The organism is Streptomyces sp. NPDC005408, assembly GCF_040606445.1.
Taxonomy (GTDB): domain Bacteria; phylum Actinomycetota; class Actinomycetes; order Streptomycetales; family Streptomycetaceae; genus Streptomyces.
The window spans coordinates 40,776-59,937 of record NZ_JBEXEX010000034.1 but is presented as its reverse complement, the minus strand read 5'-3'; the positions used below and the strand labels follow the sequence as shown (position 1 = coordinate 59,937).

The 19,162-nt window shown below is 69.6% G+C and carries 23 protein-coding genes and 1 pseudogene; 10 read left to right on the top strand and 14 right to left on the bottom strand.

The features are described 5' to 3' along the window. Positions 1 to 256: 256 nt before the first annotated feature. The 3 genes and pseudogenes from ABZS64_RS27040 to ABZS64_RS27030 all read right to left on the bottom strand — a co-directional run. A pseudogene (locus ABZS64_RS27040) lies at positions 257 to 694 on the bottom strand (IS21 family transposase); the annotation flags it as partial. A 25-nt stretch (positions 695 to 719) separates the two neighbouring features. Continuing rightward, positions 720 to 1,295 carry an IS30 family transposase gene (locus tag ABZS64_RS27035; protein ID WP_355834816.1) on the bottom strand — a complete coding sequence of 192 codons (576 nt, stop codon included), beginning with the start codon at positions 1,293 to 1,295 and terminating at the stop codon, positions 720 to 722. A 21-nt stretch (positions 1,296 to 1,316) separates the two neighbouring features. Then, a complete protein-coding gene (locus ABZS64_RS27030; protein ID WP_355834813.1) occupies positions 1,317 to 1,781 on the bottom strand; it encodes a helix-turn-helix domain-containing protein in 465 nt (154 codons plus the stop codon). Between the two features lie 270 nt (positions 1,782 to 2,051). On the opposite strand from ABZS64_RS27030, the gene ABZS64_RS27025 reads away from it, so the two are divergent. Beyond that, a complete protein-coding gene (locus ABZS64_RS27025) occupies positions 2,052 to 2,654 on the top strand; it encodes a recombinase family protein (RefSeq protein ID WP_355834810.1) in 603 nt (200 codons plus the stop codon). Positions 2,655 to 2,691: 37 nt separating this feature from the next. Here ABZS64_RS27025 and ABZS64_RS27020 read toward each other — a convergent pair whose 3' ends face one another. From ABZS64_RS27020 to ABZS64_RS27005, 4 genes are all read right to left on the bottom strand, one after another. After that, positions 2,692 to 2,850, bottom strand: a complete 159-nt coding sequence (locus tag ABZS64_RS27020) for a hypothetical protein (RefSeq protein WP_355834807.1) — start codon at positions 2,848 to 2,850, stop codon at positions 2,692 to 2,694. Between the two features lie 83 nt (positions 2,851 to 2,933). Further along, entirely contained in the window at positions 2,934 to 3,455 is a 522-nt protein-coding gene (locus ABZS64_RS27015; RefSeq protein WP_355834804.1) for a hypothetical protein, read from the bottom strand. 202 nt (positions 3,456 to 3,657) lie between these two features. Continuing rightward, the gene (locus ABZS64_RS27010) at positions 3,658 to 4,926 is read right to left on the bottom strand and encodes an MFS transporter (RefSeq protein ID WP_355834801.1); all 1,269 of its coding nucleotides are present in this window, start codon (positions 4,924 to 4,926) and stop codon (positions 3,658 to 3,660) included. Beyond that, positions 4,923 to 6,287: an MBL fold metallo-hydrolase gene (locus ABZS64_RS27005; protein WP_355834798.1), complete on the bottom strand. Its 1,365-nt coding sequence runs from the start codon at positions 6,285 to 6,287 to the stop codon at positions 4,923 to 4,925. Before ABZS64_RS27005 ends, ABZS64_RS27010 begins: the two co-directional genes overlap by 4 nt. 85 nt (positions 6,288 to 6,372) lie before the next feature. Here ABZS64_RS27005 and ABZS64_RS27000 point away from each other — a divergent pair, with 85 nt between their 5' ends. From ABZS64_RS27000 to ABZS64_RS26970, 7 genes are all read left to right on the top strand, one after another. Beyond that, complete coding sequence (locus ABZS64_RS27000) at positions 6,373 to 7,041, top strand: metalloregulator ArsR/SmtB family transcription factor (RefSeq protein ID WP_355834796.1); 669 nt, start codon at positions 6,373 to 6,375, stop codon at positions 7,039 to 7,041. Continuing rightward, positions 7,038 to 8,207, top strand: coding sequence for a cysteine desulfurase family protein (locus tag ABZS64_RS26995; RefSeq protein WP_355834793.1), 1,170 nt, complete (start codon positions 7,038 to 7,040; stop codon positions 8,205 to 8,207). Before ABZS64_RS27000 ends, ABZS64_RS26995 begins: the two co-directional genes overlap by 4 nt. Then, positions 8,204 to 8,545 (top strand): sulfurtransferase TusA family protein, encoded by a 342-nt coding sequence (locus tag ABZS64_RS26990; RefSeq protein WP_355834791.1) that lies wholly within the window; start codon positions 8,204 to 8,206, stop codon positions 8,543 to 8,545. Before ABZS64_RS26995 ends, ABZS64_RS26990 begins: the two co-directional genes overlap by 4 nt. A 200-nt stretch (positions 8,546 to 8,745) precedes the next feature. Next, entirely contained in the window at positions 8,746 to 9,081 is a 336-nt protein-coding gene (locus ABZS64_RS26985) for a metalloregulator ArsR/SmtB family transcription factor (protein ID WP_355834789.1), read from the top strand. A 1-nt stretch (position 9,082) separates the two neighbouring features. After that, entirely contained in the window at positions 9,083 to 9,802 is a 720-nt protein-coding gene (locus ABZS64_RS26980; RefSeq protein WP_355834785.1) for a cation transporter, read from the top strand. Further along, positions 9,799 to 10,341 carry a hypothetical protein gene (locus ABZS64_RS26975; protein WP_355834783.1) on the top strand — a complete coding sequence of 181 codons (543 nt, stop codon included), beginning with the start codon at positions 9,799 to 9,801 and terminating at the stop codon, positions 10,339 to 10,341. Before ABZS64_RS26980 ends, ABZS64_RS26975 begins: the two co-directional genes overlap by 4 nt. After that, positions 10,338 to 10,760, top strand: a complete 423-nt coding sequence (locus ABZS64_RS26970) for a spore germination protein GerW family protein (protein WP_355834780.1) — start codon at positions 10,338 to 10,340, stop codon at positions 10,758 to 10,760. The genes ABZS64_RS26975 and ABZS64_RS26970 overlap by 4 nt, the downstream gene beginning before the upstream one ends. Before the next feature lie 38 nt (positions 10,761 to 10,798). On the opposite strand, the gene ABZS64_RS26965 is transcribed toward ABZS64_RS26970, so the two are convergent. The 5 genes from ABZS64_RS26965 to ABZS64_RS26945 are packed head-to-tail and all read right to left on the bottom strand — an operon-like array spanning position 10,799 to position 17,375. Beyond that, positions 10,799 to 11,248 carry a hypothetical protein gene (locus ABZS64_RS26965; RefSeq protein WP_355834777.1) on the bottom strand — a complete coding sequence of 150 codons (450 nt, stop codon included), beginning with the start codon at positions 11,246 to 11,248 and terminating at the stop codon, positions 10,799 to 10,801. Then, positions 11,249 to 13,396 (bottom strand): hypothetical protein, encoded by a 2,148-nt coding sequence (locus ABZS64_RS26960; protein ID WP_355834774.1) that lies wholly within the window; start codon positions 13,394 to 13,396, stop codon positions 11,249 to 11,251. It abuts the gene before it with no gap. Continuing rightward, positions 13,393 to 15,252, bottom strand: a complete 1,860-nt coding sequence (locus ABZS64_RS26955; RefSeq protein ID WP_355834771.1) for a hypothetical protein — start codon at positions 15,250 to 15,252, stop codon at positions 13,393 to 13,395. Before ABZS64_RS26955 ends, ABZS64_RS26960 begins: the two co-directional genes overlap by 4 nt. Further along, on the bottom strand, positions 15,249 to 16,778 hold the full coding sequence (locus tag ABZS64_RS26950) for a site-specific integrase (RefSeq protein ID WP_355834769.1): 1,530 nt from the start codon (positions 16,776 to 16,778) through the stop codon (positions 15,249 to 15,251). The genes ABZS64_RS26955 and ABZS64_RS26950 overlap by 4 nt, the downstream gene beginning before the upstream one ends. Positions 16,779 to 16,835: 57 nt before the next feature. Further along, positions 16,836 to 17,375 carry a hypothetical protein gene (locus ABZS64_RS26945; protein WP_355834766.1) on the bottom strand — a complete coding sequence of 180 codons (540 nt, stop codon included), beginning with the start codon at positions 17,373 to 17,375 and terminating at the stop codon, positions 16,836 to 16,838. A gap of 107 nt (positions 17,376 to 17,482) precedes the next feature. On the opposite strand from ABZS64_RS26945, the gene ABZS64_RS26940 reads away from it, so the two are divergent. Then, a complete protein-coding gene (locus tag ABZS64_RS26940) occupies positions 17,483 to 17,872 on the top strand; it encodes a hypothetical protein (RefSeq protein ID WP_355834764.1) in 390 nt (129 codons plus the stop codon). Between the two features lie 12 nt (positions 17,873 to 17,884). After that, a complete protein-coding gene (locus ABZS64_RS26935) occupies positions 17,885 to 18,220 on the top strand; it encodes a DUF6233 domain-containing protein (RefSeq protein WP_355834761.1) in 336 nt (111 codons plus the stop codon). Positions 18,221 to 18,395: 175 nt separating this feature from the next. On the opposite strand, the gene ABZS64_RS26930 is transcribed toward ABZS64_RS26935, so the two are convergent. Both ABZS64_RS26930 and ABZS64_RS26925 read right to left on the bottom strand, forming a co-directional pair. Further along, positions 18,396 to 18,647 carry a hypothetical protein gene (locus tag ABZS64_RS26930; RefSeq protein WP_355834758.1) on the bottom strand — a complete coding sequence of 84 codons (252 nt, stop codon included), beginning with the start codon at positions 18,645 to 18,647 and terminating at the stop codon, positions 18,396 to 18,398. After that, entirely contained in the window at positions 18,644 to 18,925 is a 282-nt protein-coding gene (locus ABZS64_RS26925) for a hypothetical protein (protein WP_355834755.1), read from the bottom strand. The genes ABZS64_RS26930 and ABZS64_RS26925 overlap by 4 nt, the downstream gene beginning before the upstream one ends. Between the last annotated feature and the right edge of the window lie 237 nt (positions 18,926 to 19,162).

Sequence of the window (19,162 nt, the reverse complement as noted above, 5' to 3'; positions counted from 1 at the left end):
CGGGCTTGTCGATAACGAGGCATCACAGGGGGTTCACTCGCGTTCGTCCGTCCGGCCTTCTCCTTGCCCGGTTGCTCCCCCTGACGGATCGGGGGCCCTTGGGCTTCTTCCCTGAGCTTCGCACCCTCTGCGGGCAGGACCCGCGAGCGCACGTCAGAGCGGAGATCGATCTCGAACACTCACCGAGAACTACGCAACCGGCATGACCGGCCTCCAATCTGCGAGTTCACTCATATACGCGACCTCGTGTCGCACCACCCCAGTCCACCTGGGCTTGGGCGCCGGGGATCACCTCGAACCGGCGATGCATGCCAGCCAGTTCCTTCGGGGTGATGCCGAGTTCCTCGGCGACCCTGGGCCGGGCTTCCTGAACGTAGAGCTTGACCCGCTGGTAGTTCCCGGTGAATCCGTACTCCGCGACCAGCCGTTCATGGATGACTGCGGCCTTCATCAGGACCTCGGCCCGCAGCATCGCATCGACCAGCGGCGCGAACTCATCGATCTTCCTCGCCCGCGACCGCCCGCTCGGCGACCGGCGCGGCGGAGACGCCGGCCCGGGCGCCGACAAGTACTTCCGCACCGTCTTACGATCCAGCCCTGTCTCACGGGCGATCTCCGACAGACTCATCGCACCGGACTCCAACAGCCCGCGAAACCGGCGCAGTTCCAGCCAGCGATGCGGATCCAAGACCATCGCGACCACCCCTCCACCACCCGGATCAACCCGGCAGCAGACTGCCCACCCATCCCCGCCACCACGTCAGACCCTGGCCACGTTCATCCGTACGCGACCGAGGACGTTCATGTGTACGCCGACAGATGGCGTCCAGGTCGGCCTGGCTGAACGTGCGGAGGTCCGCGCCCTTGGGGAGGTACTGCCGAAGCAGCCGGTTGGTGTTCTCGTTGGTGCCGCGCTGCCAAGGGCTCCGCGGCTTGCAGAGGTAGATCGGCATCCCGGTCTCGGCGGTGATGGCCTGGTGCTCGGCCATCTCCCGGCCCCGGTCCCAGGTGAGCGTCCGCCGCAGTTGGGGCGGGATACCGAGGAGACTCATGGTGAGGTGCGGAGTAACCTGCTCAGCTTTGATGCCGTCCGGCAGCGCAACGATGGCCGTGTAGCGGCTGGTGCGCTCTACGAGCGTGGCGACCGCCGAGGGCCGGGTGCCCATCACGAGGTCGCCCTCCCAATGGCCGGGGACGGTGCGGTCCTCGACCTCGGCGGGGCGAGCAGTGATGGACACCATGCCGCGGATGATTCCTCGCCCGGTGGGCCGACGGGCGATCTTCGGGCGGCGCATGGGCCTGGCTGACCGCAGCCGCTAGGTGAGGCTGCGGTCGATCGCCTGGCGCCGACGAGGGTCGTAGAGCGAGAGGTAGATCGCTTCGTGCGAGATCTGCATGGCGGCGTCACCGGGGAACTGGCGTCGCAGCCATCCTGCGATCTGCTCGGGGGACCAGCACAGAGCCAGCTTGGCCTCCACCAGCGCGCGTAGAGCGGGCCGTTGGGCGAGCCTCCCCTGCTTGGGCCGGCGCCCACGCGCGTAGGCGGCCGCATCGGCGGACACGGCACGGTAGCGGTCCCGGCCGCCGTTGCGCGCGATCTCGCGGGAGACGGTCGAACGCGATCTGCCCAGCCGCCTGGCCAACTGCCGGGCAGATTCTCCGGCGGCGATGCCGCGGGATATCTCTTCGCGCTCGCCGCCGGTCAGATGCCGCTCTGATCGCTGCTGCGGGGTGAGACGGACGCCGCCGCTCTGGTACAGGAACCGGCGGACGTGGTGCATCGGCGCCCCGAGCGCCCGCCCCATCAAGCTGAACGACTGCCCCTCACGCCAGCGTCTCCAAATCTCATTCTGCTGAGCTGGCGAAAACCCGTAGTCACGCACCTGTGCCTCCACGGTCACATCATCATCCATGGGCGGTGCGTTGATCACTTGAGGGCGCCACCGTCTGTCGACACTCGTGCCCGTGATCACGAACCCGCAGGTGGGCACTGTCGGCAACTCGCGTCGGAAATCAACGTCGGTGAACGGTCGCTGGGGTAGTTTCCGACAATGCTTCTCGGCTACTGCCGCACATCGACGGCCGACCAGAACCCTGATCATCAGATCGACGCACTTCTCCGCAACGGCGTCGACCGCGACAACATCCACGTCGACGTCGCCAGCGGGGCGAAAGCGTCCCGCCCGAAGCTCGATCTCGTCATGCAGCTGATGCGCGAGGGCGACACGTTGAAGGTGACCCGGCTCGACCGGCTTTCCCGCTCCGTCCTGCATCTGGTCACCCTCGGCGCCGAGCTGCGCGAACGCGGGATCGGCCTGCACGTCATCGAGCAGGGCATCGACACTGCCACCATGGAGGGACGCGCGATGTTCGGCATGCTGTCTGTGCTGGCCGAGCTCCAGCGGGAGCTGATCGTGGCGAATACGAACGACGGGCTCGCCTCCGCGCGGGCCCGCGGCCGTGTCGGAGGGCGTCGGCCGAAGCTCACCGAGGACCAGGCCGCGCTTGCCCAACGGCTCTACGACGAGCGGGAAAAGACCGTCCAGCAGATCGCCGACATGTTCAGCGTGCCTCGCTCGACGGTGTACGGGCACCTCGACCGCGAGAAGACCGTTCCCCGCCAGTCGAAGAAGACCGCCGCGGTGAAGCCCTGAAAGCTACCGGCGGGTTACTTGCTCCCTGGTGTCTGGGCTAGGACTCCGGGGCCGTGTCAGCGGGCCGCAATCCAATCGCGAAGAGTATCCGGCCGTCGGTGAAGTCGCGGCGCTCCATGGCTGCGCCGAAGTACGGCCGTCCCGCCACCTGCAACCGCACGCCGGGCTCTTTGCGCGGCGTGTAGAGCTGCACCATGACCGGCTCCTCCCCCACGGTCATCGGGTCCACCTCCACCGCATTCCGCCGCATGCTCAACGCGCGCTCCTCGTATCGGGCCGTCAGCCGGCGTGACGGTAGGAGGCGGCCGGGCCGACGGTGCCGGAGCCGTACCTGCGGTTGAGGGCGTCGACCGCCTGCTCGGCGCGCAGGCGGTCCTCGCGCATCGCATCGAGGCTCAGCTGCTCGGCCACCGTCTCGGCGGCTACCAGCTGCTCTCCCCTGACCGCCACGCCTCGTACCCGAGCCCGCTGGAGCGCCATGGACCGGTAGAGGTCGTAGGCGAGGTTGCGCAGGTCGTCAGTGTGCGCGGACGGCCCACCCGGCAGCTGCCGGCTGCGGATCAGCTGGCTACTGCCGGCGAACGACACCGTGAGCGTTACTGCTTTCGCGGCCTGGCGGCGGCCGCGCAGGCACTCGCCGAGCTCGGTCGCGCAGGACAGCAGCGCGGCCCGCATCACGTCCGGCGCCAGGGTGTCGGTGGAGAAGCGGCGCGCGGCGGAGGCGCTGTGCGGAAGCTCTGCGGGCACGATTACCCGGCGGTCGATGCCGCGGGTTCCGTCGCTCGTTCGGAGGTGTTGCATTGACAACACCGCCGCGGACGCAGTCGTCAGGTCGGGCGGTACTTGGTGGGCCTGCGGGGTCGGCGGTCTTGACGGTGGCGTTGAGCGGCGACGAGTGCTCGGCGGCGTAGCCGATGGTGCGACAGCAACATCAGGTGCCGAGCGTGTTGGCGGGCGTTGTGCTGGCCGGGGGCAACAGAGGGCAGACCATGACGGTGTCTGCTCACAGGCGGGGGTGGGTCTCGTACATGCGTACCGCGACGAGGAGGCCGGATGCGGCGGTGAGGGCGGCGATGGCCCAGATCGCGGTGGTCAGGCCGTAGGCGTCGGCGAGGACTCCGGCGAGGAGAGCGCCGACGGCGAATCCGCCGTCGCGCCACAGGCGGTAGACGCCGACGGCCCGGGCGCGCCATGCGGGGTGGGCGACGTCGCCGATGACGGCGAGCAGGGTCGGGTAGACCAGGGCGGTGCCGATACCCAGGAGGACTTGGGCGGTGGCCCACACGCCGAAGGTGGTGCCGACGGCGACGAGGGCGATCGCGGCGGCCTGCAGAAGCATCCCGGCGGTGATCAGGTGTTTGCGGCCGATGTGGTCGGACCACCAGCCGGTGAGCATCTGGCCCGCGCCCCAGACGGCGGGGTAGAGGGCGGCGAGGATGCCGATCTGGGCGATGGTCAGGCCGTGGGCGGCGAAGAGCAGGGGGAAGATGCCCCAGGCGAGGGCGTCGTTGAGGTTGTTGACCATGCCTGCCTGGCTTGCGGCGGACAGCGCCTTGTCCTTCAGGCTGGTGAGGCGCGCGATCTGGCCGGTGGTCAGTTCCCCGTCGTGCTCGCTGCCGGCAGGGGTGACGTGGCGGGCGGCTTCGAAGCGGGCGTGGTCGCGGGTCTCGCGTACCGCGAAGGTGGACAGGCCCAGGGCCAGGACGACGTAGGCGGCACCGAGCAGGAACGGCTCGGGGCGAAGTCCGGCGTGCTCGGCGATGGCGCCGGTGGCCATGGCGGTTGCCGCGACGGCGACATAGCCGGCGGCCTCGTTAAAGCCCATGGCCAGGCCGCGCCGTTCGGGGCCGACCAGGTCGATCTTCATGATGACGGTGGTGGACCAGGTCAGGCCCTGGTTGACGCCGAGCAGGATGTTGGCGGCGATGATCCAGCCCCAGGTGGGGCCCCAGGCCAGCATCGCGGGAATCGGCAGCGCAACCAGCCATCCGGCGATCAGGACCGGTTTACGGCCGTAGCGGTCCGACCAGGTGCCGGCGAAGAAGTTGGTGACGGCCTTGGTGGCGCCGAAGGCCAGGATGTAGGTCAGCGCGGAAGTGTAGGCGGACAGGTGGAAGACGTCGTCGGCCAGCAGCGGCAGGACCGTGCGCTCCTGGCCGAGCATGCCGCCGACCAGGGCGTTGACAGCCACGAGCAGGCTGAACTGGGCCAGATTGGCGCGCAGTCCGAGACGTATGTCGGAGCTGGTCTCGTCGGTGGTGTGGGTGGTCACGCGGTCTCCTCCAGGGGGTGGCCGGTGGCCTTGGACCAGTCGCCCGGTCCGCCGTCGAGGACGGCGAGATCTCGGTGGCCGGCGCGCTGCAGGAGGCTGGCGGCGGTCATGGCGCGTTCGCCGTGCCCGCAGTGGACCACCGCGCCGTCCGGTGTTTCATCGGTGCGTGTGATGAGGTCGCCGAGTTCGATGTGGATCGCGTCGGCGATGTGGCCGGTGGTGTGCTCGGCGCTCTGGCGTACGTCGAGGACGGGACGCTCGGCGATCCGGTCGGCGGTGACCAGTGCGATGGTCTGCTGCGGTCCGCCGTCGGTCGTCCAGGCGGCCATGCCGCCGTCGAGGTGCCCGGCCAGCTGCTCGTATCCGATCTTCAGGGACTGCCAGGTGAGTTCGGCGAGGTCCTGTCCTGGGGCGGTGACGAAGACGAGCGGGATGTCGTCGGGGAGCAACCAGCCCAGCCAGGTGGCGAACTGGTCGCGGAGCGGGATGGAGATGGCGCCGGGGATGTGGCCGGCGGCGAAGTCGGCGACGGGGCGTACATCGACGAGCTGTGCGCCCTGGCCCAGCAGTTGGCGTATCTCGGCCGTTGTGAGCGCGGCGAGCGTGGGAGCGGAGCCGATCACCGCGGGCCCGTGCCGGTTGATCTCGCCCAGGCGGTCGAAGTACGCAGGGTAGGAGCCGAGGCTGCCGAGCAACTCCCGTACGAAGGCGTCCTCGTCGGGCGCGGCCAGCAGCAGGTTCGCCTGCTTCTGCGCGGCGATGGTGGTGGTGCGTTCCGCGCCGGGTGGGGCGGAGCAGAAGGATCCGGCGCCGTGCGTGGGCCACACCGCGGTCGCGTCCGGCAGCTTGGCCAGGCGGTGGAGCGAGCGGTATTGGGCGCGGGCCAGCTTCTCCGCGCGTTCGACGCCGAGCAGGTCGGTGCGGGCGGCCGATCCGACGATCAGCGAGCCGCCGGTGAAGACTCCGAGCTCGCGTGCCCCGTCCAGGAGCAGGAAGGACAGGTGCTCGTCGGTGTGGCCGGGGGTGGCCAGCGCGCGCAGGGTCAGTCCGCCGAGGTCGGTCTCGTCGCCGTCGTCGAGCGCGGTGTGCGGGAATGCCCGGTTCCCGGCGGCGGAGGCGAGTACGGCCGCGCCGTCGTCAGCGGCCAGCTGCACCGCACCGGACAGAAAGTCGGCGTGCAGGTGAGTGTCGGCGGCGAAGGCGACCGTGAGCCCGTGCCGCGCGGTAGCCGTCCGCAGGGCGCGTAGATCTCGGCTCGCGTCCACGGCCAGGGCACGTCCGTCGCCGAGGTCGACGAGGTAGGCGCTGTTGCCCAGACCCTCATCGACCAGCGGTATCAAGTGATCGTCGGCGAAGCCCATCAGATCCTCCAGGTGTCACGGCAGGTGCAGGTCGCTTCAGCACCCACCCTTAGCTACAATATTCCATGGAACGATGGAGGATGCCATGGGAGACCCCGCACGCAAAGCCGCCCTGTACGACGCATTCGCACGCACCGGCAAGGCGCTGAGCAGCGGCAAACGGCTGGAACTGCTCGATCTGCTGGCCCAGGGCGAACGCACCGTCGACGCCCTTGCCAAGACCGCCGGGCTGAACCTGACCACCGCCTCTGCGCACCTGCAGACCCTCAAGCAGGCCGGACTCGTGGCCACCCGCCGCGAAGGCGTACGCATCCACTACCGGCTGGCCGGAGACGACGTCGCCGCCCTCTACGCGCTGCTGCGCCAGGTCGCCCAGGCCCACCAGACCGCCGTCGAACCCGCCCGCACCGCCTACCTCGGCACGGACGACGCGGCCGAGGTCGACCGGGAAAACCTGCTCGCCCGCACGGCGGCAGGCGAGGTCGTCATCCTCGATGTGCGTCCGGCCGAGGAGTACGCCGCCGGGCACATCCCCGGCGCGCGCTCCATCCCGGTCGAGGAACTCGCCGACCGCATCGCCGAGTTGCCGGAGGAGACCGAGGTGGTGACCTACTGCCGGGGCGCCTACTGCGTGCTGGCCTACGACGCGGTACGTCTGCTCCGTGAGAGCGGACGCAGAGCAGTGCGGCTCACCGACGGGATGCTGGAGTGGCGACTGGCCGAGCTGCCCGTGGAGACGGAGAGCGCCGCGTGATCCCCGCTCACCCGGGCCTGGCCGGCGGCCCCGTGTACCTCGACTACAACTCCACCACCCCAGTAGACCCGCGGGTGGTCGAAGCGATGCGGCCGTACCTGGCGGACTGGTTCGGCAACCCCTCCAGCGACCACACCTATGCGGCAGAGCCGAAGGCGGCCCTGCACCGCGCCCGCACCCAGGTGGCCGAGCTCATCGGCGCGGAGACGGGCGAGATCGTGTTCACCGGACCCGGCTCGGAAGGGAACAACCTCGCCCTGCGCGGTGCCGTCCTGGCGGCGAAGGTTGACCGCCCGCATGTGATCACGCAGGTCACCGAGCACCCGGCCGTGCTGGAGACCTGCCGCGCGCTGGAGCGCCTGCACGGAATTGAGGTGACGTACCTGCCGGTTGACAGCGACGGCCTGGTCGACCCGGCTGCTCTGGCCTCCGGCCTCACGCCGAGCACGGTCGTCGTCTCAGTGATGGCCGCCAACAACGAGACCGGCGCCCTCCAGCCGATCTCCGACCTGGCCCGCATCACCCGCGCCCACGGTGCGCTTTTCCACTGCGACGCCGCCCAGGCGACCGGAAAGATCCCGCTGGACGTGAGGCACTTGGGCGTCGACCTGCTGACGGTTGTCGGGCACAAGATGTACGCGCCCAAGGGCGTCAGCGCCCTGTACCTACGCCACGGCGTCACGCTCGAACCGCTGCTCTACGGCGGGGGACAGGAGCATGGCCTGCGCGCGGGCACCGAGAACGTGGCGCTCGGCGTCGCGCTTGGCACCGCCGCACAGCTCGCCGCCGCGGACCTGGCAAGCGGCGGCCCCGAACGCGTCGCTGGGCTGCGCGACCGCCTCCACGCCAGTCTGGTCGAGGCACTGCGGGGCCGGGTGCACCTCAACGGCCCCGTGGAACCGCGTCTGCCCAACACCCTCAACATCAGCATCGACGGCGTCCGAGGCCACGAACTCCTCGCCGCTGTACCGGAGATCGCCGCCTCCACCGGCTCAGCCTGTCACAGCGGCACCCGCACCCCCTCACCCGTCCTGCACGTGATGGGCCTGGACGACGCCCGCAGCCTGGGCGCTCTACGGCTGTCGACCGGCCGCTGGACCACGGCGCACGACATCGACCGCGCCGCCGAAGCTCTGATCACCGCCGTCCGCAAAGGTCTCGCATGACCGCCTCTGTCCGTCCAGGCCTGCCTCTGATCGTCGACGGCTCGGGCCTGCTATGCGTCACCCTGCTACTGCGCCTCCGCCGCGAGATCGACGGCGCACTGCCGGGCACCGTCGTGCATGTGAAGGCCACCGATCCGGCCGCCCCGTTGGACCTGGCCGCCTGGTCCCGCCTAACCGGCCACACCTACCTCGGCCCCGTTCCCGGGGACGGGATCGCCGCGACGTACGCCTTTGTCGTCGCCGAGTCCGCGCAGCGCACGGATCCAGGATCGCCATGGCGCCTGGACACCGTTGCGAGCGCAGGCGAGGACGGTGCATGTCCGGCCATCCAACCGTGATGGCCACCGATCCGGCGGCCCCGTCGGACCTGCCCGGCTGGCGCCTACCTCGGCCCCGTCCCGGGCCACGACCAACCGGTGCTCGCACTGCGGGTAAGGCCGGCCCCCGCCTCACCCGGGCCGACGCGCCGTGGGCACAGTCACGGAAGATCACTGATCCATGATTCCCTGAATTCAGGAAGACGTGTACCGTCATTGGTGTGCTGACTCTCGCTCCCGACATCGAGGTGCTGGCGCGGTTCGGCCGCGCCCTCGCCGACCCGATCCGCTGCCGGATCCTGCTCGCCCTGCGTCAAGCCCCCGCCCACCCGGCAGATCTTGCAGACGCCCTGGGCGTCTCGCGGACCAGGCTGTCGAACCACCTGGCATGCCTGCGCGACTGCGGCCTGGTCGTCGCTCTACCGGCCGGCCGCCGCACCCGCTACGAACTCGCCGACGAACGTCTCGGCCACGCCTTGGACGACCTGCGCACCGCCGTGGTAGCCGTCGAGGCGGACCGCACCTGCCCGGACGCTGACGAGAAGGGCTGCTGCTGAGATGACCGCCGAAATACCCATCGGCATAAGCCCGGCCCCCGCCCGCCAAGAGGCGCTCGCCCGCCGGATACGGATGTTGGTCGCGGCGACCATCACCTACAACGTCATCGAAGCCATCGTCGCGATCACCGCCGGAACGATCGCCTCCTCCACCGCGCTGATCGGCTTCGGCCTCGACTCCATCATCGAGGTCTCCTCCGCCGCCGCGGTCGCCTGGCAGTTCTCCGCCCGCGACCACGCACTGCGCGAGGCCCGCGAGAAGACCACCCTGCAGATCATCGCCGTCTCGTTCTTCGCACTGGCCGCGTACGTGAGCTTCGACGCGGCCCGGGCGCTGACCGGCACCGGAGAGGCCGAGCGGTCGATCCCCGGCATCGTGCTGGCGGCCCTGTCCCTGGCGGTGATGCCGTTCCTGTCCGCGGCCCAGCGCAAAGCCGGGCGCGAGCTCGGGTCCGCCTCCGCGGTCGCGGACTCCAAGCAGACCCTCCTGTGCACCTACCTCTCCGCCGTCCTGCTCCTGGGCCTGGTCCTCAACGCCACCCTCGGCTGGTCCTGGGCCGACCCAATCGCCGCCCTCGTCATCGCCGCTGTCGCGGTCAAGGAAGGCCGCGACGCCTGGCAGGGCAAGGGCTGCTGCGCGACCCCCGCCGCCACGGCGCCCGCCAAGCGTGAGGAGGCGGACGCCTGCGGCTGCCGTCCCGGCTGCGACTGCTGCCGATGAACACACCCGCCGCGGCGACGGGCCCGTACACGGGACCACGTTCGGGCACGGCCAGGCCGGACGGCGCGGGCGCGCACGGCAGGCACGTGCGGGAGCCTGGAGACATGGACATCGAGATCCTTCTCGTGCCCGGCTGCCCGAACGAGACGCTCGCGACCGAGCGGCTGCGCCGCGCGCTCGACAGGTCGGGGTTGAGCAGTATCGGATTCACCACCCGCGTCGTGACCGGCCAGGGTGAAGCCGAGCGGATCGGCTTCATCGGCTCCCCGACCATCCTCATCGACGGCCGCGACCCGTTCGCCGAGCCCGGACACACCCCCGGACTGTCCTGCCGGATGTACCGGACCGCGGACGGCCTCGCCGGTGCCCCCGACGCCGGCCAACTCCACCAGGCACTCCGGGCCGCCGCCGTCACCACAGCCGGTCTCACCCTCACCACAGTGGAGAAGTTCGCCTTCCCCGATACGAAATTCCCCGCCCCGGCCGCCGCCCACATCCTCGGCACAGCGGAACGCCCCCATACGGGAGACAGCACATGACGAGCACAGCAGGCGAAAACACGCCCGTCCCCTTGGCCGACCTCAGCGCCGCCCACGCCTCCGTCACCCTCCTGGAGCGCCTGGCCGACAAACTTGGCGGACGGGCCTCCGTGACCGCCGTCTACGGCGAACCCATTACCCGCGACGGCATCACCGTCATTCCGGTCGCCAGGGTCGGCTTCGGCTTCGGCGGTGGCGCCGGACGGGAAATCGGCGCCACCAAAACCGGTGAGGGAGGAGGCGGAGGCGGCGGAGCCGAGGCCCGGCCGCTCGGCTACATCGAGATCACCGACGGCAAGGCCACCTACAAGCCGATCCGCGACCCATGGACGGACGTCGTCCTCCCGCTGGCGGCCCTGCTGGCCGGATCGGCCCTCCCCCGAGTCGTCCGGATGATCAGGCGCCGCGGACACCGCTGACAGTCAGCCATGCCTTGACGCTCACACCTCGATTCTCCTCAGTCCTCAGCGGGGGCTCGTTGTCCCGGAGAGGCGGAAGGCCGCGAGGAGCCAAGGCTGTACGGGAGCACCGTCCCCAAGACCGGTGGAGGCGTGTGGAGGCGGTCGCGCTCTGTCAGGAGTTCGGCGATCACCTGGGCGTAGGTCTCGACACGCTCGGTCAGGTGCCGGTTCGTCTCGAGCAGTCGGCGGTTGCGCTCCTCCAGGTCACTTGCCCGGGCCTGCAGGTGCTGGAACGCGGGCGGGATTCCGTTGGCCAGTGTGCGCCGGGCGAGGAAGTCGTCCTTGAGGTCGGGGTGTTTGTGTGTGAGAACCCACCGTTTGACTCCTGCTTCGGCCGCGAGCTGCAGGACGGTCAGCGCTCCGGTAGAGCGCTGCGGGGTGCCAGCGAGGAGGCGGTCGGCCGCGGTCTGGATGGCGACGCGCTCTGCTGAGCGGTCTGTGGCCATTTAGGGCTCCTGCTGGTCGTGTTCGGCCAAGATGCCTTGGAGGCGGGCGAGTTCGTGCAGCTCGCGCTGGTTGCGGATGGGCGGGGCGAGTGGATCGTCGACGATGTTGCGCAGCCGGTCGGCCTGAGCGCGGACGATTGCGATGTCGCGGTCAGTGCGGGCGATGTTGAGGCAGGTGGGGCGGCAGTCATCGAGGTCAGGGGTGCGGCGGCTGCTGTGCTCGTCGCCGGCGAGGCGGCAGGCCGCCCGGGCGGGGTCCAGGACACACGTCATGCCCGTGCCGGGGTAGACCATGAGGTCGGGGTTGGCCAGCAGGGTCGCGGCGTCGCGGCGGATACGCAGAACACGTCCGGCGAAGCGGGCTGCAGCAGCAACGCGGTGACGGTATCGGTCGGCTGCGGGGCCGCTGACGTGCTCTGCGGCGGCGAGGTGCTCGCGGGCCTCCGCGAGCTCGTCGAGCCGGGCAAGCCATTGCTCGAAGACGAGTTCGTCGGGGAAGCCGGAGGCGTAGGTACCGGAGTAGCCGAGGGTCATCTGCACGCGGACGTGGCCGTACTGGACGGCGGCGGCGACCAGACCTCGGGGCTTGCGCACGATGAACCAGGCCAGGGTGCGGCGCAGTCTGCTGGAGCTGATCGCAGGCCGGGCCGGATCCGGCGGGATCGGGTCGGGGCGCCGGTGGGCTGTGCAGTAGTCGTTGACCCAGGTGATGAAGGCGTTGATGTCGGCGCTGGCGTTGGAGTCTGTGCGTGCCTTCCCGGCGCGCTGGTAGAGGCTGGCGGCGGTGGCGCGGCCGTCGATGTTCAAGGTAGTGGGGAAGAGCAGTTCGGCGTTGTGGAGGCGTTCGAGGACGGTCACGGCGCGGGCGACGGGTTCGACGACCACCCAGGGGTCGGGGCGTTCCTCGCCCTGGGGGATGTGACGGCCGGCGGTGTCTCGTACTCCTTTGAAATGCTGGCCGTGGATCAGTGTCAGGCCGGTGTTGGAGTCGCGGCGGGCGCATCCACGCTGGAGGTTGAGGGCTTCGCCCGGACGCATACCGGAGAGGTACGCGATGACGATGAAGCAGGCGGTGCTCAGGTGGCGGGCCATCTGCGGGGCCTGCTCGTAGGTGATCGGGCCCGGTAGCCAGGGGACTCCGTCAAGGCCAGCGGTGATAGGGGCGAACAGAGGGGAGCCGTCGGCGACCGGAAGCCCTGCGGCATCGACGGCCCGCACTAGATGAGGGCTCTGTATCAGGGAAATGACGTCGATTCGCCGGGCGATGTGGCTGTAGTTGACCCGCAGAATCCCGTCCGGGCCCGACTTGCCCGGCAGCGGCAGGCTGCGCCGGCGGTAGCGGTCCAGCAGGCGTTCCAGGTCCTTCATCCGCTCGCCGGGGGCCCGCGGCGCGGGCATCGGAGACAGTCCGGCGGCCCGTCCGGACGGGGTACGCACGCAGATCGCCTTGAATTCGCCGAACGCAGCCGTAATGTCGTCGGCGAAGAGCTCGATGAACCGCAGGGCCCAGCTCAGCAGCGCTGTCATCGTGTCTGGGTGGACCCGCTGGGTCCGGTTCTCTCCCGATGGGTCGCGGCGGGTACCCAGGATGTCGGCGATGAGTTCGCCCCGCCACGGAGCCGCAGCCGGCAGCCGGTCGCCCGGCGGCAGGAGCTCGCGCAGGGACCACAGCCGGACCACCACGGCCAACAGGTCCTCACCTGTGCCGTGCGGCAGGCCGGTTGCACGGACATGGGCTGCGAAGTCGTCCAGATCCGCGCTGGTGAGACGGTGTAGAGAATCCGCGGCCCGGGCGTCGGCCCAGTGCGCGAAGCTGCGCAGACTCTGGAAATAGGTGGCCACTGTGCGTACAGCGGGCCGTGAGGAGCTCGCCCGGTAGTAGGACGGCATACTCTCCGGCGGGTTAATCCACAGCCACACAACATGCTTGACCGTGCTGGTGTATGCGGATGGCACGGTGGTGAAGTCCAGGGAGAGCGCTTTGGCGTGCGCTTCGAACAACCCCGGTGTCAGGTCCCAGCGGTCGTCGGCGAACCGCGACAGTGTGTGGGCATCGGTGCCGGGCCTAAGGGGTCGCTCCCGTAGTACGAGCTCGCCAGGAGCTGGGCGAGAGGGGAACGCGGCCGTGGCCGCGGCGGGTGTGGTCATCGGTCCAGCCCGCGGCTCAGCAGACGCTCCACGAGTTCGTGCTCGCGCTCGGCGCACCGGGCTCTGGCCGAGGCGACGTGCTGGGGCGGGAACTGTTTGAGGATGTCGGTGAGCTGGCTGGCCGGAATGCCGTAGCGCTGGGCCCACTGCGAGGGCGGCATTGCTGCGCGCCGGGCATCGATCTTTTCCAACGTGAGGGCCAGGACCGGCAGGTGCTCGGGGGTGGCACGTGCACACGGGCAGGACAGGCACAGCAGGAAGGAGGCCGGACACGGCTCGCCGGGCGGCGCATGGGGACTGGCCCGGTGGCCGGTACACGCAGCCAGCGCGGTATCCAGGCGTCCGGCCAGCACCTCCTTGAAAGTGCTGGCCGACAGGCCGAAGCGGCCCGCCACCCGGCCCGGATCCTCACGGGCTTCGGCCAGATCGGCCTCGGTCATCACCGCCATCGCCGGCAGTGCACGGGCCTTGGCCACCTGCTGTTCCAGGACCTCGGCAACGACTCTCTGGTAATCGGTGAGGTTGCCTCGGTTGCGGGCCAGGTAGTCGTTGGCCAGGGTCAGCTCGCTGTGCGCCACCGGCCGTTGATTCGCCTCCAGCCAAGTCAGGCGCAGGCGCCTCGAATCCACATGCAGCGGTCCCTCTCCGGCAAACTCTGTGCTGCTCGTGAGGGACATAATCTTGGACCAGGTGTGGACCATGCTTGAGGGCATGCCCGTGCGAAAGCCCGAGCCATGGGGGCCCTTGAGGCTGAAGTAGACCAGCAGCGCGTCCGTCCGCGCCCAGACGCGCGAGGCGGCGCCCAGATCGATCAGCAGCATGTAGAGGCCAAACGGCGTGTGCAGATCCCACCGGGCGCCCTCCTTGCGGCTGGCTCCCTGCTGCAGAGGTACCGTGCGGCGCGAAGAGGCAGGTCCTCGCCGGGGCTTGAGCCAGTCGACCAGCGCAGTCGCTTGCCCGCCCGCGCCGCCGTCCGGGCGGTGATGATCTGTGACGGCTGACGCGATCGTGCTGTGATTCTCTCCGGTCAGGCACATCATCAGCACCCCGGCTGCAGCCACGTCCAGGAACGTCAGGTGCAGCTGCGCCATCAGCGCCGGCGAGCCACCGTGACGCCGCACCATCGAGACCGGCGTGGCCGGGGCCGAGTGCGGACGGCGCGGGACCTCTCCGGTGCGGTCGATGTGATCCAGCAGCCACCCCGCCTCCCAGGCGCGGACATTCGACTCCCGGCTCACCAGACCCGCCCTCCAGTCGGCCAGCCGCTGGCGGGCGTCTGCGATCCGCTGGCGGGCGTCTGCGATCCGCTGAGCGGCTGAGCGGACCTCCTGCCGAGCCCGGCGCGTGATCTGCTCGAACTCCTCCGCCCGGTAGGCACGTCCGGCGTTCCTGTTCCTGGGCAGATTCACCTGGGACAGCCGAGTCAGGAACACGTCCGCTCCTGCGGCCGGGGCGTGGCGCAGCAGGGACCGGAACGTGCACAACAGGCTGGGCATCGACGCCGATCCGCGGTGCTTGAGCAGAAACCCGTCCAGGTGAACCGCCGCGAGCTCAGCGGGCAGGGCCGGCGGACGCGACAAAGACGCCAGATACTCGGTGAACATGCGCACTACCCGAACGAAGTCCCGCGCGGAACCGGGCGTGCGCCGCGTTCCCGCGGGCCCTGTCGCCGAGGCCAGCGCGGCGCCGAACCATTGGCGAAGGGCGCCGCTGACCGGCAGCACGGACAAATCGAAGTCCGCCCAGCTTCCCTTGCGCTCATGAAAGACCCGGACCCGGCACTCATCCCCGTCGAGGAACAGCCTCTCGGGAGCCTGGTACCCGGCATGGGGCAACGCTGCCCGGCGCCCGTTCACCAGACCCCCTTGACCAGCGGATCGGTCATGACCTGCGGGTGGTCGGCGAACATCTCTGCCATCAGCGAGGCCATCGCCGTCCCGTGAGCGTGCTCGATCAGCAGCTCTACCTCCAGGTCCCGGAAGGGCTCCAGGTAGATGTCCATCGTGGTCGCCACATCCGCGTGGCCCAGCAGCGTCTGAACCAGGAACCAGGTATCACCGAACTGCGCACGAAAATCACGCATCTCGGCTTCGTCCAAGTGCGCGTAGCGCCGCTCGTACAGCATCTTGCCGACCGAGTACCAGCGCAGCGCCATCGAGTGCCGCAGCATGTGCGGTGTCGCCGACAACCCGGCCAGTCCGATGGCCGTCACACGCTCGTTAGCCCGGGTGAAGGTGTGCTCCCAACCCTTCGGCTGACGTGGCAGGCCATCCTCGTTCAGCCACAATGCCGCCGGCGCCAGCCCCGACGGTGTCTGCAGGAAGATCCGCCGTCGCACCGTAGGCCCCAGCACGTCCAGCGGAACCGTCTGCCGACAGCCATCCGCATCGCGCAAGTGGACGCGGCGCCCGCCCACGATCCGCTCCAGCACCAGCATCCCGACCACCCGCTCGTACCGGCCTGCGGCCTGAGCCCGCCGCACCGCCGCTGAGCGCTCACCCTCCGCATACGACAGCCAGCCCGACAACACCGCCCGCGGAACCCAGAACGTCCGGCCACGGCTGTTCTTCGCGCACGCGGCCGCCAGCCGCCCGGAGAAATAGCCCCGCCCCGAATCAGCCGGCAGCTCCAGCTGCAGCAGACTCCCACCCTCCGTCAGCCGCAATCCCGTCCCGTAGAGCCCATCCGCGAACGCGCAGTCACGCTGCCCGTTGCGACCCCGCCAAGAACTGAGCTCATCGCCGGACAGGTCCAGGCCCCCCAGGCCCACATCCCGCCAGCGCTGGTAGCCAGCCGGGTCCAGCCACTTCACGTCCTTGCTTTTGACCACCCCAGGAGAGGCCGCGAACCCCGCCACCACAGCACCCGAACGTGCTGCAACTCGCGGCTGGCGCCGCTCCACCGGATTGGCCACTCCGTACCGCGCCAACGCCCATTCATAGAAGGCGTTCACCGCCACCAGGTTGTCCACCACGGTCGAGCCCCCAACACGCCACGGATTGGCCTCATCCGTCATCCGCCAGAACTTCAGGGCCTCGACGTCCTCGGCGCGGGCTTCGTGCCAACGTCTGCCCATGCTGTCCAGGAAGTTGAGCCAGAGCACCAGACCCCGGGCGTACTTCTCATTCGTGCCTTCCGCGCGGTTCCGCATCCGTAGCGACGCGAAGAACGCGTTCACCTCGGCGATCACCCTGCCTGACGAGTGCAGGACCACCGGCTGCCGCGCCCTCGTCCCGTGACGCCGAGCCCACTCTGTCAACGATGGCAGGCCAGCCAGCAGCGGATCGTCCCGGTACCAGCGCACCTCTCGAACCGGATCGCACCAGAGCACTTCCCAACACCCCTCAGAAGAAGTGATCTTGGGAATCGAATCAGTAAGCACGTCCGGCAACATAGGGGCCGCAAATAGGGGCTGTCGCGCTACAACACCCGAAAGTGGCTAAAGAGCGCGGGCCCGCTCCCGCAGCAGCCGTCCCGGCCGGCCGCCCAGGACCCGCTGCACTGTGGCCTCGGGCAGGCTCGCCAGCAGCCCGATCGTGTGCACCCCGAATTTGGTGAGCGTGTCCGCCTGGGTCTTGCCGATGCCGTAGAGCTCGCCGACTGGCCGTGGATGCAGGAAGTCGGCGACTGCCTCGCTGCTGGAGCCGACCGTGCACACCCCGCGGGGTCCGGGTTCGCGCGATGCCATCGCGGCGATCGACCAGTTGCTTGCCACGCCGATCTTGACTGGCAGCCCGTACAGGGCCAGGGCCCGGGCGCGAATCATGCGCGCCAGGTCAGCCGGGGCCCGGTCGAAGTACCGCAGACTGGAGGTCACGTCCGCCACCAGCGCTGCGGGGGGCAGCGCCTGAACGAGGGGCGTTACCTCGGTGACCAGGCCCAGGAGCAGCCGGAACAGGTCTTCGTCGACCGGCGCCTCGCAGCGAAGGTGCAGGATCGGCGAGCCGTGTTCCGTGGCTTGCTCGTGTTCTTTGTCCATGGCGGCACCTCCACCCCCACCGTATCGAACTAGTATTCGAACACGCATCTCCTTGCGTTTCGTGTGTCGCTCGTCTTCCGTATTCGAACAGGCGTATGATTCAGGCCATGGCCGGATACGACTTCCCCCGAGACCTGCGCGACGCTGAGCTGCGCCGTCAGCAGGTGCGCGCCGCCTACGCGGCCCTGTGCCGGACCCTTCCGTGGTCCGTCGAACCCGCCGACGGATGGACCGGCGACAAGCAGCTCTACAGCGACTATGTGGGCGGCATGCCGGACAGCCCCGGCTACACCGACCAGCAAACAGCAGACGAAGAGCGGCTGCGCCGGATGCTTCTGGACCTGTCGATCACTGTATCGACGCATCCGTACTGGGCGACGCTGACCGAGAACGTGGTGGAGGAGCGGATGGCACTCAAGCACTCCCCCGGCGCCCTCACACAGCCCTCCGAGCAGGACCCGGCCGCGGAGGAGTGCCTCGCCACGCTGGCCGCGTAAAGAGGGACCCCCATGTCCGAGCCAGCCCCATCCCAGCTGCAGATGCTCCACTTTCTGCGACGTGTGCAGCTCCAGCAGCTGGAGCAGACCGAGCGCTGGATCCGCGACGCGGAGAGCCTCCACGCTGCCCAAGCGGCTCGGCGGCCGCCCCCGCCGCCCCCGGACTGGCTGTTGGAGCGGGGCATCGGCCAAGGAGCTCGCCCGGTTCTCGTTCATACCGGCTCCTGCTACATGCACTTCACACGCCGCAAGCCCCTCAGCCGGGACGAAGCCCGCCAGGCCATGATCGACGGCATCCCGGCCTGCACCCACTGCCACCCCGATACGGCGCTGGGCTTCCTCGACTGATCATGCAGTCGACCCCGTACTGCCTGGAGCAGGCGGGGCTGAGCTCGGCATTCAATACCTGCCCGGGATCGCCTTGTTGAGCTGACCCCGGGTTCCGGCGTTTGCGGGATAGAACCCCCGCGGAGCCGTGCCCCCGCTCAGGGGCGGCCACCAAGGGCACGCCGCCTGTTCTCGGTCAGCCGTCGTAGGCGATCTGCAGCACACGCACGATCTGCATCGCCGGGGTGTCGGTGACCAGCAGCATCACCAGCACCCGGTCCAGGATAAGGAGCCGCGTGACGCCGTCGTCGATTCCGTACGGATCGGTGTGGCCGACGGGGTCCTCGCAGACTTCGGCCAGAGCCAGCGTCAGGGCGAGAGACGCGTCATCGGGCAGCGAGTCGTAGACCGCCTGGACGACCGAGTCAATCTTGAGCTGGAAGGTCACGCAGCTCCCCGCGCGCGGGCGGCATCAGCCTGGACCCGGTCGGTGATGTCGATCCAGTCGCCCGGTGCCTCGCGGCCTTCCGCCTCGGCCGCTGAAATCGCTCGGCCTCGCTCCGCGGCGGCCAGCAGGTCCGTCGCGCGCTGCTGCCACTTGGCGAAGACGGCGAGCAGCTCGTGCGCGGGCGCCCTGTTGATCTCGGCGAGGAAGCGCTGGGACAGCGTCGGATGGCCAAGCGCATTACAGATGCGCTCGATGGTCCACGGCTCGTGACCGCTCATGAGGCCCCTCCATCAGCTGTCTGGCGTACAGCACCACGCTAGCGCAGTGCCCCAGACCCGTCACAGGAGTCGAGCAGACGCTGTGCCTCCCACGAGCCGCAGCGAGCAAGGGCAGATCCGGTCTGGGGAATCAAGCCCGCCGCCGGCGCCGAGCAGGGCAGCCCTCCCGGCCGGGGGGGCCGGGGAGTCCCGGTGGTGCCGGTGCAGAGCAGCCACCAGGACTCCCGGTGTCGCCCG

What these genes read in the sequence shown, in the direction of transcription:
- ABZS64_RS27035 (WP_355834816.1), bottom strand. Translation starts at nt 1,295, where the DNA reads ATGCGCCGCCCGAAGATCGCCCGTCGGCCCACCGGGCGAGGAATCATC.
- ABZS64_RS27030 (WP_355834813.1), bottom strand. Translation starts at nt 1,781, where the DNA reads ATGCACCACGTCCGCCGGTTCCTGTACCAGAGCGGCGGCGTCCGTCTC.
- ABZS64_RS27025 (WP_355834810.1), top strand. Translation starts at nt 2,052, where the DNA reads ATGCTTCTCGGCTACTGCCGCACATCGACGGCCGACCAGAACCCTGAT.
- ABZS64_RS27020 (WP_355834807.1), bottom strand. Translation starts at nt 2,850, where the DNA reads ATGGTGCAGCTCTACACGCCGCGCAAAGAGCCCGGCGTGCGGTTGCAG.
- ABZS64_RS27015 (WP_355834804.1), bottom strand. Translation starts at nt 3,455, where the DNA reads ATGCAACACCTCCGAACGAGCGACGGAACCCGCGGCATCGACCGCCGG.
- ABZS64_RS27005 (WP_355834798.1), bottom strand. Translation starts at nt 6,287, where the DNA reads ATGGGCTTCGCCGACGATCACTTGATACCGCTGGTCGATGAGGGTCTG.
- ABZS64_RS27000 (WP_355834796.1), top strand. Translation starts at nt 6,373, where the DNA reads ATGGGAGACCCCGCACGCAAAGCCGCCCTGTACGACGCATTCGCACGC.
- ABZS64_RS26990 (WP_355834791.1), top strand. Translation starts at nt 8,204, where the DNA reads ATGACCGCCTCTGTCCGTCCAGGCCTGCCTCTGATCGTCGACGGCTCG.
- ABZS64_RS26980 (WP_355834785.1), top strand. Translation starts at nt 9,083, where the DNA reads ATGACCGCCGAAATACCCATCGGCATAAGCCCGGCCCCCGCCCGCCAA.
- ABZS64_RS26975 (WP_355834783.1), top strand. Translation starts at nt 9,799, where the DNA reads ATGAACACACCCGCCGCGGCGACGGGCCCGTACACGGGACCACGTTCG.
- ABZS64_RS26970 (WP_355834780.1), top strand. Translation starts at nt 10,338, where the DNA reads ATGACGAGCACAGCAGGCGAAAACACGCCCGTCCCCTTGGCCGACCTC.
- ABZS64_RS26965 (WP_355834777.1), bottom strand. Translation starts at nt 11,248, where the DNA reads ATGGCCACAGACCGCTCAGCAGAGCGCGTCGCCATCCAGACCGCGGCC.
- ABZS64_RS26960 (WP_355834774.1), bottom strand. Translation starts at nt 13,396, where the DNA reads ATGACCACACCCGCCGCGGCCACGGCCGCGTTCCCCTCTCGCCCAGCT.
- ABZS64_RS26945 (WP_355834766.1), bottom strand. Translation starts at nt 17,375, where the DNA reads ATGGACAAAGAACACGAGCAAGCCACGGAACACGGCTCGCCGATCCTG.
- ABZS64_RS26940 (WP_355834764.1), top strand. Translation starts at nt 17,483, where the DNA reads ATGGCCGGATACGACTTCCCCCGAGACCTGCGCGACGCTGAGCTGCGC.
- ABZS64_RS26935 (WP_355834761.1), top strand. Translation starts at nt 17,885, where the DNA reads ATGTCCGAGCCAGCCCCATCCCAGCTGCAGATGCTCCACTTTCTGCGA.
- ABZS64_RS26925 (WP_355834755.1), bottom strand. Translation starts at nt 18,925, where the DNA reads ATGAGCGGTCACGAGCCGTGGACCATCGAGCGCATCTGTAATGCGCTT.